General features: G+C 66.5%; 14 protein-coding genes. 8 read left to right on the forward strand and 6 right to left on the reverse strand.

Annotated elements, in window-relative coordinates:
• Nucleotides 1-321 precede the first annotated feature (321 nt).
• From HL666_RS07005 to scpC, 5 genes are all read left to right on the forward strand, one after another.
• On the forward strand, nucleotides 322-2601 hold the full coding sequence (locus tag HL666_RS07005; RefSeq protein WP_172131047.1) for a transglycosylase domain-containing protein: 2280 nt from the start codon (nucleotides 322-324) through the stop codon (nucleotides 2599-2601).
• Nucleotides 2602-2616: 15 nt separating this feature from the next.
• Nucleotides 2617-3198, forward strand: coding sequence for a DUF1214 domain-containing protein (locus tag HL666_RS07010; RefSeq protein ID WP_172112146.1), 582 nt, complete (start codon nucleotides 2617-2619; stop codon nucleotides 3196-3198).
• The gene (locus HL666_RS07015; RefSeq protein ID WP_172112145.1) at nucleotides 3195-3779 is read left to right on the forward strand and encodes a DUF1254 domain-containing protein; all 585 of its coding nucleotides are present in this window, start codon (nucleotides 3195-3197) and stop codon (nucleotides 3777-3779) included. The genes HL666_RS07010 and HL666_RS07015 overlap by 4 nt, the downstream gene beginning before the upstream one ends.
• A 121-nt stretch (nucleotides 3780-3900) precedes the next feature.
• On the forward strand, nucleotides 3901-4404 hold the full coding sequence (locus tag HL666_RS07020) for a CYTH domain-containing protein (RefSeq protein WP_172131048.1): 504 nt from the start codon (nucleotides 3901-3903) through the stop codon (nucleotides 4402-4404).
• Nucleotides 4405-4510: 106 nt separating this feature from the next.
• A complete protein-coding gene (gene scpC, locus HL666_RS07025) occupies nucleotides 4511-6001 on the forward strand; it encodes a succinyl-CoA:acetate CoA-transferase ScpC (protein WP_172112144.1) in 1491 nt (496 codons plus the stop codon).
• Here scpC and HL666_RS07030 read toward each other — a convergent pair.
• Nucleotides 5979-6836 carry an MBL fold metallo-hydrolase gene (locus HL666_RS07030; RefSeq protein ID WP_172131049.1) on the reverse strand — a complete coding sequence of 286 codons (858 nt, stop codon included), beginning with the start codon at nucleotides 6834-6836 and terminating at the stop codon, nucleotides 5979-5981. The two genes, scpC and HL666_RS07030, sit on opposite strands and share 23 nt — an antisense overlap.
• A gap of 103 nt (nucleotides 6837-6939) precedes the next feature.
• Between HL666_RS07030 and HL666_RS07035 the strand changes: the two genes are divergently transcribed.
• Nucleotides 6940-7836, forward strand: coding sequence for a LysR family transcriptional regulator (locus HL666_RS07035; protein ID WP_172131050.1), 897 nt, complete (start codon nucleotides 6940-6942; stop codon nucleotides 7834-7836).
• Here the strand turns inward: HL666_RS07035 and HL666_RS07040 are convergent.
• Together HL666_RS07040 and HL666_RS07045 are read right to left on the reverse strand one after the other, a co-directional pair.
• The gene (locus HL666_RS07040; protein ID WP_172180965.1) at nucleotides 7833-8582 is read right to left on the reverse strand and encodes a hypothetical protein; all 750 of its coding nucleotides are present in this window, start codon (nucleotides 8580-8582) and stop codon (nucleotides 7833-7835) included. The genes HL666_RS07035 and HL666_RS07040 overlap by 4 nt on opposite strands.
• Before the next feature lie 29 nt (nucleotides 8583-8611).
• The gene (locus HL666_RS07045; protein ID WP_172112141.1) at nucleotides 8612-8800 is read right to left on the reverse strand and encodes a hypothetical protein; all 189 of its coding nucleotides are present in this window, start codon (nucleotides 8798-8800) and stop codon (nucleotides 8612-8614) included.
• A gap of 396 nt (nucleotides 8801-9196) precedes the next feature.
• On the opposite strand from HL666_RS07045, the gene HL666_RS07050 reads away from it, so the two are divergent.
• Nucleotides 9197-10162, forward strand: a complete 966-nt coding sequence (locus tag HL666_RS07050) for a DUF2336 domain-containing protein (protein ID WP_172112140.1) — start codon at nucleotides 9197-9199, stop codon at nucleotides 10160-10162.
• Nucleotides 10163-10166: 4 nt separating this feature from the next.
• On the opposite strand, the gene HL666_RS07055 is transcribed toward HL666_RS07050, so the two are convergent.
• From HL666_RS07055 to HL666_RS07065, 3 genes are read right to left on the reverse strand one after another with little or no spacing between them, the layout of a single operon-like run.
• Nucleotides 10167-10517 carry a DUF1491 family protein gene (locus HL666_RS07055; RefSeq protein WP_172112139.1) on the reverse strand — a complete coding sequence of 117 codons (351 nt, stop codon included), beginning with the start codon at nucleotides 10515-10517 and terminating at the stop codon, nucleotides 10167-10169.
• A gap of 50 nt (nucleotides 10518-10567) precedes the next feature.
• Nucleotides 10568-11266 carry a peptidoglycan-binding domain-containing protein gene (locus tag HL666_RS07060; RefSeq protein WP_172180579.1) on the reverse strand — a complete coding sequence of 233 codons (699 nt, stop codon included), beginning with the start codon at nucleotides 11264-11266 and terminating at the stop codon, nucleotides 10568-10570.
• Nucleotides 11259-13019 carry a PAS domain-containing sensor histidine kinase gene (locus HL666_RS07065; protein ID WP_210261773.1) on the reverse strand — a complete coding sequence of 587 codons (1761 nt, stop codon included), beginning with the start codon at nucleotides 13017-13019 and terminating at the stop codon, nucleotides 11259-11261. The genes HL666_RS07060 and HL666_RS07065 overlap by 8 nt, the downstream gene beginning before the upstream one ends.
• Before the next feature lie 462 nt (nucleotides 13020-13481).
• Between HL666_RS07065 and HL666_RS07070 the strand changes: the two genes are divergently transcribed.
• Entirely contained in the window at nucleotides 13482-13943 is a 462-nt protein-coding gene (locus tag HL666_RS07070; RefSeq protein WP_172180582.1) for a DUF5330 domain-containing protein, read from the forward strand.
• Nucleotides 13944-14012: the final 69 nt, after the last annotated feature.

Genomic DNA, 14012 nt, shown 5'->3' on the forward strand with positions numbered 1-14012 from the left:
TGCCATCTAGGTGCCCGGCCCCGAGCGGCGCAAGGGGCGTCGCGCCGGCGGCACCGGCACGTTAGCTTTGTGCATCAAATTGTGAGCGGAACCATTGGTTTGTGGCCCCCGCTCGGCTAGATAGGTGAGTGAGTCACTGCGGCGCCGGCAACGCGGGTTGGGTGCAGGCATCTCCGGTCGAGATGCCCGAAACCTAGCAGTGTCCACTTTGCGGTGCCTTGGGTTTGCCGCAACAATCGCGCAAGACCCTTCGATGGCCCAGCCCGCGTGCTGAGTGCTTTCGAAGCCCGCTGACACGCTTTCGAAACGACCAGGGTTCCCGTGCGGCAGATCATTCCAGACGATTGGAAGAAGCGGATCAACAATTTCCGCCTGGATCTCGACGCCCGCTTCGATTCGGCGCTGTTCTCCTCGCTGCGCGGCACCCGCGAACTCTACGAGCGCTATTCGGCCTTCATGGACCGCTTCTATGTCGGCGGCTGGAAGCGCTGGGTGTTCGTCGAGCCGTTGTCAGAGGCGGCCACGATCGGCCTCGGCGGTCTGGTGCTGATGCTGGCGCTCGCGATCCCCGCATTCCGGGAAACCGCCGACGAGGACTGGCTGAAGAAGTCCGACCTCGCCGTCACCTTTCTCGACCGCTACGGCAACCCGATCGGCAGCCGCGGCATCAAGCACAACGACTCGATCCCGCTGGAAGACTTTCCGGACAACCTGATCAAGGCGACGCTCGCCACCGAGGACCGCCGCTTCTACGACCATTTCGGCATCGACATCGCCGGCACCGCGCGCGCCCTCGTCACCAACGCCCAGGCCGGCGGCGTCCGCCAGGGCGGCTCCTCGATCAGCCAGCAGCTCGCCAAGAACCTGTTCCTCTCGAACGAGCGCACCATCGAGCGCAAGGTCAACGAGGCATTCCTGGCGATCTGGCTCGAAACCCGGCTGACCAAGAACGAGATCCTCAAGCTCTATCTCGACCGCGCCTATATGGGCGGCGGCACCTTCGGCGTCGACGGCGCGGCGCATTTCTACTTCAACAAGTCGGTGCGCGACATCAATCTGTCGGAGGCCGCGATGCTGGCCGGCCTTTTCAAGGCCCCGACCAAGTTCGCCCCGCACATCAACCTGCCCGCCGCCCGCGCCCGCGCCAACGTCGTGCTGGACAACCTGGTCGATGCCGGCTTCATGACCGAGGGCCAAGTGTTCGGCGCTCGCCGCAACCCGGCGTTCGCGGTCGACCGCCGCGACGAGAGCTCGCCGAACTACTTCCTCGACTACGCCTTCGACGAGATGCGCAAGCTGGTCGACACGTTCCCGAAGTCCTACACCGAGCGCGTGTTCGTGGTGCGGACCTCGATCGACATGAACGTGCAGCACGCCGCCGACGAGGCGGTCGAGAATCAGCTGCGCCAGTTCGGCCGCGACTATCACGCGACCCAGGCCGCGACCGTTGTCTCCGATCTCGACGGCGGCATCCGCGCGATGGTCGGCGGCCGCGACTACGGCGCCAGCCAGTTCAACCGGGCGACCGACGCCTATCGGCAGCCCGGCTCGTCGTTCAAGCCCTACGTCTACACCACCGCCTTGCTGAACGGCTACAAGCCGACCTCGATCGTGGTCGACGGCCCGGTCTGCATCGGCAATTGGTGCCCTCAGAATTATGGCCATTCCTATTCCGGCTCGGTGACGCTGACCCAGGCGATCACGCGCTCGATCAACGTCGTTCCGGTGAAGCTGTCGATCGCGCTCGGCGGCAAGGACGGCCCGAAGGCCGGCCGCGCCAAGATCGTCGAAGTCGCCCGCCGTTTCGGCCTCAAGGCACCGCTGCCCGACACCCCTTCGATGCCGATCGGCTCGGACGAAGTGACGGTGCTGGAGCACGCCGTCGCCTATGCGACCTTCCCCAACAAGGGCAAGGCGGTGACGCCACATTCCGTGCTGGAGGTCCGCACTGGCGCCGGCGATCTGGTCTGGCGCTGGGACCGCGACGGGCCGAAGCCGAGGCAGGCCATTCCCGCTTCCGTCGCCGCCGACATGGCGGGCATGATGAGCCACGTCGTCAGCGAGGGTACCGCCCGGCGTGCCGCGCTCGACGGCATTCCGACCGCCGGCAAGACCGGCACCACCAATGCCTACCGCGACGCCTGGTTCGTCGGCTACACCGGTAACTTCACCTGTGCGGTCTGGTACGGCAATGACGACTACTCGCCGACCAACCGCATGACGGGCGGCTCGCTGCCTGCACAGACATGGCACGACATCATGCTCGCCGCGCATCAAGGCGTCGAAGTCAAGGAGCTGCCCGGCGTCGGCATGGGCGAGAAGCTGCCGCAGGCGGCGAATGCGGCCATGGCGCAGGCCGGCCAGCCGAAGACGCTCGAGATCAAGCCGGGACCGCCGCCGATCCTGACCCGCCGTGGCGCCGAGGTCCTGGTCCAGGTCGAGAAGATGCTCGACGAGGCCGCGCGCGTCGCCGAGAAGGCCGCGCCCGCCGACCCACGCAAGCCGGGCAAGCCGGTATCGTCCAGCGCGCTGGCTTTCCCCGAGAACTACGCCGCGGCAACGGCCGATGGCGTGGCCACCCCTGCCCTGCGCAAGAACTGACGACAGCGATTTCCCGTGCGGCTGCTCTTCATCACAATGGTCACGCTCCTGATCGCCACCGGCGTCGGCATCGGCGCGACCTGGATGACCACGACGCGCGGCACCGAATTCGGGACGCTCACGATCGGCGCCTGGACCGCGCGGCCGAAAACCGGTACGGCCGACGTCGACCCCTACGCGCGCGCCACCATCACCCGCAATGGCGAGCTGCCGATCGGCACCGGCGACGGCGTCGCCTTCACCGCCACCACGGACGACAAGAAGAAGCCGCTCGACGGCCGCTGCGACATCCTCGTCAGCGGCGTCACGCCGCCGGCCCGGTTCTGGACGCTCACGCTGTACGACCGCAAAGGCCATCTCGTCGCCAACTCGCTGCAGCGCTACGGCTTCACCAGTCAGGAACTGGTGCGCGGCGCCGACGGCTCGTTCGAAATTCGCGTGGCCGCGCGCTCGCGTGCGGGCAACTGGCTGCCGACCGGCGGCATCGAGCGTTATGCGCTGATGCTCCGGCTCTACGACACGCCGGTGGGCGTCGCGACCCGCACCCAGCGTGATGCACCGATGCCCTCGATCTCGACCGTGGGCTGTCCATCATGATCCGGCTGTTGTTCACCGTGGTCGTCGGCGTGCTGCTCGGCGGCGTGGTCCACCTCGTCAGCGTGCTGGCGCTGCCGCGGATCTCGACGCAGGACGCCTATTCGCGGCTGGCGCCGATGACCAAGCTCAACGCGGTCACGCCGCTGCCGCTGGCCGACCCCGGCAACTCGCCGATGCCGTTCATGGACCCGGCCTTCGCGATGGCGATCTGCCGCTACGATCTGTCCGAGGGCCCGCTGAAGCTCACGGTCCCCGTCAGCCAGGCCTATACGTCGGTGTCGTTCTACACGCGCAACGAGATCGCCTATTACGCCATCAATGATCGCTCCGCGGGCAAGCGCGTGATCGAGCTCGACCTGATGACCGAAACCCAGCACGAGGATCTGCCCGAGGACGAAGAGGTCACGGCTGCCGACCGGCTCATCATCGATTCGCCGACGACGACCGGCTTGATCGTCTTGAAGGCGCTGGCCGCCGAGCCGGGCCTCATGCCGCAGGCGCAGGCCACCCTTGCGGCAGCCAGTTGCGGCTTGCAGGCCGAGACGCCGGCAAAGTCGGAGAAGCCGCGGAGCAAGCGGTAAGTCGCTACGAACCGTTTGGACGAGTTCGACAATGCTCTCTTCATCCTTCGTGGCATAGTAGTTGTCTCGCGCCGCTGCTATTGACGTAACAGGACGTCGGAGCTTCGCTCAACATCAGGTCATGCCCCTCGAAATCGAACGGAAGTTTCTCGTCAGGACCGATGCCTGGCGGGATCAGACGACGCACTCTGAACGGCTGCGCGACGGCCTCGTCGCACGTCAGGACGGACTCAAGGTGCGCGTCCGCTGCTACGGCAACCGCACGACGCTTTGCGTGAAGAGCGCCCGTCGCGGCCTGACGCGGGACGAGTTCGAATACGAGATTCCTGCCGATCATGCGGAGGCGATCTTCGCGCATTGCGAGGGGCGCATCCTCGAGAAGACCCGTCACTACGTGCCGGGAGACAGCGGCATCTGGGAGGTCGACGTCTACCACGGCGCGCTCGAAGGCGTCGTCATCGCGGAGATCGAAGTGCCGACCGAGACGACGAGCGTGACGCTTCCCGACTGGGTCGGCGACGAGGTCACCAGCGATCCGCGCTACAGCAAGGCCAACATGCTGACGGAGCGCTCGCGTGCGGCGACGGTGCGGGAGCTGCGACGCGCCCGTCTTGCAGGCCTGTGATGCGCAGGGTGCGCCGATTGACCCGTGTCAAACCGGCGCGGCAAAGCCCATCTTAAACAGCGCGGGCTTTGGCGGGTCGAAACGGTCCGCGCATGGAGTTGGCGGAATGAGCTCATCACAGGTGATGTCGCAGGCGCTGCGCGCCAAGATCATGTCGGCGGATGATGCCGCCGCGCTGGTCGAGCCCGGCAGCCACGTCGGCATGAGCGGCTTCACCGGCTCGGGCTATCCCAAGGCGGTGCCGATGGCGCTGGCGCGCCGCATCGAAGCCGCGCATGCGCGCGGCGAGCCGTTCCGCATCGGCGTGTGGACCGGCGCATCGACGGCACCCGAGCTGGACGGTGCGCTCGCCAAGGCCAATGGCATCGATCTGCGCCTGCCCTATCAGTCCGATCCGACGACGCGCCAGCGCATCAATGCCGGCAGCATCGAGTACATCGACCTGCATCTCAGCCATGTCGCGCAATTCGTTTGGTTTGGCTTCCTAGGTCATCTCGACGTCGCCGTCATCGAATGCGCCGGCATCCTGCCCGATGGGCGGTTGATCCCCTCGACCTCGATCGGCAACAACAAGACCTGGCTCGACCAGGCCGACCGCGTCATCATCGAGGTCAATTCGTGGATGAACCCGGCGCTGCTCGGCATGCACGATGTCTATTACGGCACGCGGCTGCCGCCGCATCGCACGCCGATCCCGATCGTCGCGGCCGGCGACCGCATCGGCGAGACCACCTATCGCTGCAACCCCGACAAGGTCATCGCCATCGTCGAGACCCATGCGCCGGATCGCAACACGACCTTCGCCGCGCCGGACGAGGTCTCCGGCGCGATCGCCGGTCACATCCTGGAGTTCTTCGAACACGAGGTGAAGCAGGGCCGCCTGCCGCGCAATCTCCTGCCGCTGCAGTCCGGCGTCGGCAATGTCGCCAATGCCGTCATGGCCGGGCTCGACGAAGGTCCCTTCCCGCATCTGACCGCCTACACCGAGGTCCTGCAGGACGGCATGCTCAATCTCATCCGGTCGGGACGGATGGATCTCGCTTCCGCCACCGCACTCTCGCTGAGTTCGGAGGCTGCGCTCGAATTCAACCGCGAGATCGAGTTCCTGCGCGACCGCATCGTGCTCAGGCCGCAGGAGATCTCCAACCATCCCGAGGTGATCCGAAGGCTCGGCGTCATCGCGATGAACGGCCTGATCGAGGCCGACATCTACGGCAACGTCAATTCGACCCATGTCCGCGGCAGCAGCATCATGAACGGCATCGGCGGCTCCGGCGACTTCGCCCGCAACGCCTATCTGTCGATCTTCATGACGCCATCGACGGCCAAGAACGGCACGATCTCCAGCATCGTGCCGATGGTGACGCATGTCGACCACACCGAGCACGACGTTCAGATCCTGGTGACCGAACGCGGCCTCGCCGATTTGCGCGGCCTGTCGCCGAAGCAGCGCGCCCGCATCATCATCGAGAAGGCCGCGCATCCGCGCTTCCGCCCGGCCCTGGCTGACTATTTCGAGCGTGCTTGTCGCGATGCGACCGGCAAGCATACGCCGCATCTGCTCGAGGAGGCGTTCAACGTCGTCCGGCCGGACTGAGAGAGGCGGGCTGCAGACCGCAGCGGCACTTCTCGTAGTCGACGGGATCGTGGCTGTTCACGATCGTGACCTGGTCGCCATGATCGCATTTGAGGCGCCGCAGCCGCGCCTGGTTGGCCAAGCGCGTCGCACGATCGAGGTCGCCCTTGCGCTGAAACAGGCCCAGCAGCAGCGGCATGCGCGGCCGCGCGTCGAGCTGGCCGTGGAAGAAATAGGCGTCGCCCGCGTGCAGCAGCCATGTGTCGCCCCGACGCACGGCAATGCCGCAATGTCCGGGCGTGTGGCCGGGCAGCGGAATGACCAGGATATCGCCGCTGCGCCCGACGGCCGCGCGAACGCCACGGAAGCCGAACCAGTCCTCGCCATCATCGTCGTAATGCTGCCAGTCGGGGCGATGTCGCCATTGACTTGTCACGTAGCGGCCGCGCGGCGGTGGCGGAGCCCCGTCGACGGCCATCGCGTGCTCCGCACGATGAACGTGCACCTTGGCCTTCGGGAAGTCGCCGATGCCGCCGGCGTGATCACGGTCGAGGTGGGTCAGCAGGATGTGCCTGACGTCGTCGGGCGAGAACCCCAGCGCCCTCACCTGCTGTAGCGCCGTTTCAGCCAGATCGAGTTGCGGCGCGGCCTGCCTCACCCAGTTCGGACCCAATCTTGCGGGATCGGCGATGTCGGCGCTGCCGATGCCGGTATCGACCAGCACCAGCCCGTCTTCGTCCTCGATCAGCAGGCAATGGCAGACCAGCCGGGCGCGTGCAAATAGGCTGCCGCTGCCGCTGACCAGCCGGCCTCCTCGCGGGCACATCGTGCCGGTGTTGATGTGGTGGACGCGCATCGATCTCCTCCCAGGCCTCAAGCTGCAACATCCTGCGCATGCTTGCGTGCGGGCCTGCGATAAGTAAAATATTGTTCGGTGATACTTGAGATAGGCTTCGCCTATGGATATCCGCGAGCTTCGCTACTTCTCCGCCGTATTCGAGGAACGCAGCCTGACCCGGGCCGCGGCGCGGTGCTACGTCTCGCAGCCGTCGATCTCGCTGGCGATCGCCAATCTCGAGACCGAGCTAGGCGCCGAGCTGTTCCTGCGTCACCGCAAGGGTGTCGTGCCGCTGGAAGCAGCCGAACGTCTGCAGCCGATCGCGCGCCGGATCGTCGACGAGGCCGACGCGGCCCGCAACCTGTTCCGGCATGGCGCACCCAAGCAGGTGCTCAAGCTCGGACTGATGCGCACTCTTGACGGCCGGCGCGTGACGGCGCTGCTCAAGCCACTCACGGCGCGCGAGGATCTCAGGCTGCACATCGTCGGTCCGACCGAACAGGCCGACGCGCGCATCATCGCGAGAAGCCTCGCCGGCGACGCCGAGCATTTCCTGTCGCTGTGGAGCGAGCGCTACGTCGCGGCCCTGCCCCTCGCTCATCCGCTCACCTTGAAGCCGCGCCTGCGGGCGGCCGATCTCGCCGACGTCGCGATGATCGACCGCTGTCATTGCGAGCACAGCGTGCTGGCCGGCCGCAGCGGCAAGCCGCGCGAGATCGCCGCCATCGCCGAGACGGAAGATTGGGCCCTGGCGCTGGTTGCCGCCGGCGTCGGCGTGGCGATCGTTCCCGAAGGCGAGGTTCGGGACCGACGCGACGTTGCCGTCCGCGAGATCGAGATGACGTTGAAACGGCAGGTCGGACTGGCTTACCCGGCGTCACGCGCGCCGACCGAGGCGCTGAGGACGCTGATCGCGACGTTGAGAGCGTCGGCGCTGCCGAGGCCGCGTGGGGCGACAACACCGCCGAAACGAACAGCGGCCAAGCCGGGCCGGCGTCGCAAGGTCGCGCCGGGCTAGCCCCGCGTCGTCAGCGGCCGCTCGATGAAGGGCCGCGCCGCCACCGGCGGATTGGCGGTCTGCGAGGCCAGCTCCGTGATCAGGCGATCGGCCTCGGCGGCCATCCCGTCGGGCGCCTGCAGCACCAGGCGCTCCAGCGCCCAGCGATAGGACGAGACGCGCTGCTCCAGGCTGATCTGCACCCATTGCACGATCAGCGAATTCTCCTGCATGCGCGCGACCGCGTCGGCCTTCTCGCGCGGCGAGAGCTCCGTCATGTATTTCATACTGGCGTCGCGCTTGCGGTCGAGATCGATGACGCGGATCGCGGAGGCGAAGAACGGCTCGAAGCGCGTGATGTCGTCACGCACGTCGTCGATCAGCTGCGCATAGCGCGAGGCATGCGAACGGTGCGGCTCGTCGATCAGGGCGCGACCATAGGCGGTGCGGTCGAACGCCACCTTCTGGCGCCACGGCGACGGCGACGGCTGATAGTCGCCGAACACCGCCTTCCAGGCGGGGCGCGAATGCGGCGGCTCGATCAGCGGATAAGCGAGGTCGCGCAGCTGGCGCTCATTGTCGGTCAGCTGGAACTGCGATGGCCTGACGCCGACGCTGGCCGTGGCTTCCGCCCCGATCCATTTGTGCATGTCGTCGTTGCGCATGTCGGCGCGCGTGCGGCCGAAATCCCCGCCGCTGCAGGCGCCGAGCAGCCCGCCTGCGATCAACAATGTCAAGATCGGCGCGGCACGCCGGACCGGAAGCATCATGGCCGGCATTCCCATTCCCCTGAATGTCAGCGGCGACGGCGGCGGCGGCTTGGAGCTGCGCCCTCGCGGGGGCCGCGATCGTCGGTCGTGCTCTCGCGCTCGATCCGAACGACGGGAAGAATCAGGATCGTTCCCATGCCCTCCTGCGGCGCGCCGGTCGCGGCAGGCCGCGCGCGACGCGCAACGTCCGCCGGGAATTCAATGATGGTCGCCATGTCTACTCTCTTTCGTGCCCGAAGTTCTTACCCCCTCAAACTCCCCATCGCCCGAACTTCGCAGGCAAGAGAGCACGCAAAACTGACGATCACGGATGCCCATCGCAACGACAGACGAAGCGGCATCCAACGCGGCGAGGATCAGGCCGGCGGCGTGACGAGGCCAAGGCGAGATCATCGAACGGATCGATTAAGATCAGGACGTGGTTAAGAGGATATTAATGCGCCGCACCGGAACACGGATGACGTGCATTCGCGGGGGAAAAGGCAAGCCAGCGTTGCGCCTTTGTCTCACCGGGAAAATTCGGCCGATCTTCACCGATTGTTTTCCTTAACGGCCCATTAAAACAGTTGGTCTCTAATCGGCTCAACGATTGCCGAAGTTGCGTACCCGACATGACAAGATCATCGCTGTTCCCCGGCTTCGACGGGCTGCTGACGCTCTCGCGCCGCGAGGGCGTCGACATAAAGCCGACCTTGCTGCGCGTCCTCACCGATCTCTACGTTCAAGCGAGCACACATTCTGCGGACGAGGAGCGGCAGTTCGTCGAGCTGGTTTCACGACTGGTCGATGACGTCGACGACACGACGCGTGCCGCCGTGCGCGCACGCCTCGCCATCTATCCGGGCACGCCGATCGAGATCCTGAACAAGCTCGGGCTGCGGCCGGCGCAGGATGCGCCGATGCCGCCGCTCGCAGGCCTCATTCCGCCAGCGCTCCGCTCGCCATCAGCGAAGGCGCCAGCGCGGGACGATTCGGCCATCGTGGGACTGGCGATGCAGCCGAAGGATGCGGCCGAGCTCGCCGAGATGTTCCTGCGCGCCGGTGCGAAAGAGCGCATCGCAATCCTGCAGAACCTGGCCACGGCGCCGCTCAAGCCAGCCGCGCCGACGCCGCAGCATCGCGCGGCGCAGGCCATCGAGGCGCTGGAGATGGCCGCGTTCAACGCCGACGCCGAGACCTTCACGATCGAGATCGGCGAAAGCCTGATCCTGCCCGCGCGCATCACCCAGGATGTCATGAACGACGAGAGTGGCGAGTTGCTCGCCTGCGCCGCCAAGGCGCTGGGCATGCCGGCACCGGTGTTCGAGCGCGTGCTGCTGTTCCTCAAGCCGGAGATGGGCCAGTCGGTCCACACGGTGTTTCGGCTGTCCCGCTTCTACGAGCGCCTCAGCGAGCGCGCGGCACTGATCATGCTGGCGGCTTGGCGCGGCTCGGCGATGGCGGCGATCCGGGCGAAGCATCGCACGGCGCTGTACGACGACGAACGCCAGCACGTCCGGGGCAGCACCGCGCGGGTCGGCACGCCGGGCTCGTCGAAGCCGATCGTGCGCACCGGGACCGACGGCTTCAAGCGGTGACGCCTCAAGGCTGCTCGCGCGCGAGGTCGAGGAAGTGGCGGCCCTGCTTGTCCTCGGTCTCGACGATCCAGGCATCGGGGTCGAAGCGCAGCTCCTTGCGGAGACGCTCGTCGACCTCGAATTCAGCGATCGGCTGCGGCCAGGCGGAAACGAAGAGACGTTCGAATGGCCGGCTGTCGTCGTAGACGGCTTGCGGCGCCGGGACGTAGAGCTGGGCGGTGCGATCCATCAGCGCGACCTTGATGAAGACCGCGCCGGCCTCCTCCGCACCGCGGTGGCTGATCGCGCCGAACACGCCGGCCGACTGGCAGCGGCGCAGGTAGGCGCTGACCCAGATGCTCGTCTTCAGTCGCATGATGTTCAGGCCAGATGAAAGCGCGCTGCAAGGGCAGCCGACGGCCTGCTCTATTCGATCGGGTGACCGATGACAATTGCAAGCTCGCGGACCAGCCGATCCGACACCTGCCCCGTCACCGGCAGCTTGCGCTCGCGCTCGAACTTCTGGATCGCGGTCTGGGTGTCGGAGCCGATCATTCCCGTCGGCTTCAATTGACCGTAGCCATATTCGGTCAGCGCACGCTGAACCGCGGCGACACGACGCGCATTGCCGCCCTGCTGCGTCGGCTGCGGACGCGGCGTGTTGCTCTGGCCGCCACTGACGGACCTGACGAGATCAGCCAGCGGGTCGGCATATTTCTGATCCGAGCGCGCATCGGCCGCACGCGGCTCGGTCACCCGCGGCTCGGTGGCGCGCGTCTCCGGCGGCCGGGTCTCGATCACTTTCGGATCGAACGGAGAAATGCCCGCGTCCAGCGGACGTGGCCGCGGCAGAGGATTGGAACTGGCGAGCACCGGCGGGATGGTGACGATGGAACCGAACATCGGCGCCGGGTGCGGCCCCGATTGCAGGAACACGGCGTTGACGATGATCGCGCTTCCGGCAGCGCAGGCCAGCAGGCCGGCAAGCAGATCCTTCGGGCTGTAGAGCATCGCGCGCATCAGCCAGCCGCGCTCGTCGGCCGCTTCGACGACGGCGGCAGCCGCAGTGGCGCGCTTGCGACGGCGCGGCGGCGCCGGATCATCGTCTGCAACTCGTCTAGGCACTCTTCTTCACCTGGATCATCTGCCCCGGCTGGGCGGACCGCGAAGGCGACAGCGGCGTGATCGTGGCGCCCGTCGCCTCGGCGACGTAATTGATCGGCAGCGCGACCGAGACCGTCGTCCCCTCGTCGAGCTTGCTTTCTATCGACATTTCGCCGCCGTGCAAGTTCACGAGGCTCTTGACAATCGAGAGACCGAGTCCGGTTCCCTCATGCCGACGCTGATAGGTCTTGCCCGCCTGGAAGAACGGATCGCCGATCCGCTTGAGATCGTCGGCGGCGATGCCGACTCCATTATCGGTGATTCGCATCAGGAGACGCTGACCATCGACGCCGGCCGACACCGTGACCCGGCCGCCACGCTCGGTGAACTTGATGGCGTTGGAGACGAGGTTGAGCACGATCTGCTTGAAGGCGCGCGGATCGCCGGTGATGACGGGCAGATCATGCGGCGCATCGGCCGACAGATCGACACCGTTCTCGCGCGCACGCAGCGCCAGCAGGTTGCAGCAATTGAACAGCGCCGCGCGCGGCGCGAACGGCTCCGGCGTGATTTCGAAATTGCCGGACTCCATCTTCGACATGTCGAGGATGCCGTTCACCACCGACAACAGATGCTGACCGGAATCGTGGATGAGTTGCGCGTATTCGCGACGCCGGGCCGCGTTCAACACCAGCACCTGCTCCTGCATCAGCATTTCCGAGAAGCCGATGATCGCATTCAACGGCGTGCGCAGCTCGTGGCTCATGGTGGCAAGGAACCGCGTCTTGGCCGCGTCGGCGCGCTCCGCCGCGTTGCGCGCCAGTTCGAGCGCCTGCTCCTGCAGCTTGCGATCAGTGACGTCGCGCATGACCGCGACCACCTCCTGCTCCGATCCCGCAGGCGTCAGACCGGCCCGGTCGAGCGGCCGGCAGCGCATCTCGACCCAGATGAAGTCGCCCGGATGCTGCGCTCCGCGAACCTCGCCCGCCCCATCGCGCCGCAGGCGGAACTCGACGCTCGACGCCTCGCTGCCGCCGGCCGCCTCGGAGAGCGCCGTGAGATAGGCCGGACGGTCTGCGACGTGCACGCGTTCGAACAGGCCATGCCCCTGCAGCTGGGCAACCGAGGCTCCGAGCAACGTCTCGGCCGCAGGAGAGATGAACATGACGGCGCCGTTGCGGCGGTGACGGGAGATCACGTCGCTCATGTTGCGCGCGAGCAGACGATAGCGCTCCTCCTCCATCGACAGCAGCGTCACGCTGGTGCGCGCCAGCGTGTCGGCGGCGAAGGCCAGCACGGCGGCGTAGAGCGTGGCGGAGGCGACACCGAAGGCGAGCAGGCCGGTGCGCAATGCCGGATTCGTCTCCGGCTTCGGCAGCCAGCCGAGATGACCGATCAGGATCAGCAGCAGCGCGCAGGACAGCGCAAGCGCGGCGGAGAACACGACGACGCGGCGCGAGGCGGAGAACGCGGCCTCCAGAGGAACGACGATCAGCCACACCGCGGCGAAGGACTCGATGCCGCCGGTCTCGACCGACACGGCCATGATCAGCGCCGACAACGCCAGCGACGACAGCGCGCAGGCGCTCTCGTAGCGGCCGGTGCGCGACAAATACCAGGACAGCAGGATCGGCGCGATCAGCCACGCCAGCGCGCCGACCTCGAGCGCGCTCGGCGCGCCGCGCATCGCGAGATAGGCCGGGAACACGGCGAAGGCGGCAAGGCTGCCGAGCAGGCGTGGCGCGATGAAGGCGCGATGGCGCGCGCGCGTCATCGCATCAGTTCGAGCCGATGGATGCAGCAACGCATCAAGACAATCGCGGATGATACTCAACACACTCACGGCTCTCGCGCCTCGGCCTGTCGGTCGTTCTCAACAAAGAGAGAGAACGCGCCGGGACGCCCCCTGTCGTCGCTAGTCACCGTGTCAGACTCGCATTAAGCGAACGCTAAGGGCCGGACTGCGGCGAAGAGCCCATTCGGCCGGGATGGTGAATGCATCGTTTCCAGCCGCGCCTTCGTTTGCGAAAGCGTCGCGATCTACAGCCGGTTGCAAGCGGCATTCGTTGCGCGCCAATAGAAAATTTACGCCAAAAAAAGTTCGAGGGTCCGGTTCGGGAATTCTCAACCAATTAAGCCCAATGCAAGCAGTCGCGACGTAGAACAAAGCAGCTGCGATCCCGGTTGCGCGATCAGGGACAGAACGCGGGATCAGCAGCACGGTCGGGGTTGCGTGATGTTCTTTCTGCTTCGGATGGCATTCTGGCTCGGGCTCGTGCTTGTGCTGCTGCCGCGTGAAAAGAGCCCTGACACGGACAAGCTGCCGCAGATCAATGCGCACGAAGCGGTGCAGGCCGCGACCGCCGCCGTCTCCGACATGAGCCAGTTCTGCAAGCGCCAGCCGCAGGCCTGCGAGGTCGGCGGCCAGGCCGCGACCGTGATCGGTCACCGCGCCCAGGAAGGCGCCCGCAAGATCTATCAGATCATCACCGACAAGCCGGAGGCGGCCGAGAAGCCGAATGCGTCGGACAAGCTCATCGGCCCGGTGAAGCCCGCCAGCCTCGACAAGCGCGGCAACGATCATACCGGCTCGATCGACGCCCCCGTGCTCGAGGAGGTTCCAACCAGCGAAGCGCCTGTCGATACGCTCTCGGCCGACGATCTCGCGGCCGAATGGCAGTTGCCGCCGACCCCGTGATGGCGCGGAACCGGCTGTCGCTTTCGTCGCGCCGAACCCCTATATGAGGGTTCGGACGGGACTGAAGAG

Source organism: Bradyrhizobium aeschynomenes, from assembly GCF_013178945.1.
GTDB lineage: Bacteria > Pseudomonadota > Alphaproteobacteria > Rhizobiales > Xanthobacteraceae > Bradyrhizobium > Bradyrhizobium aeschynomenes.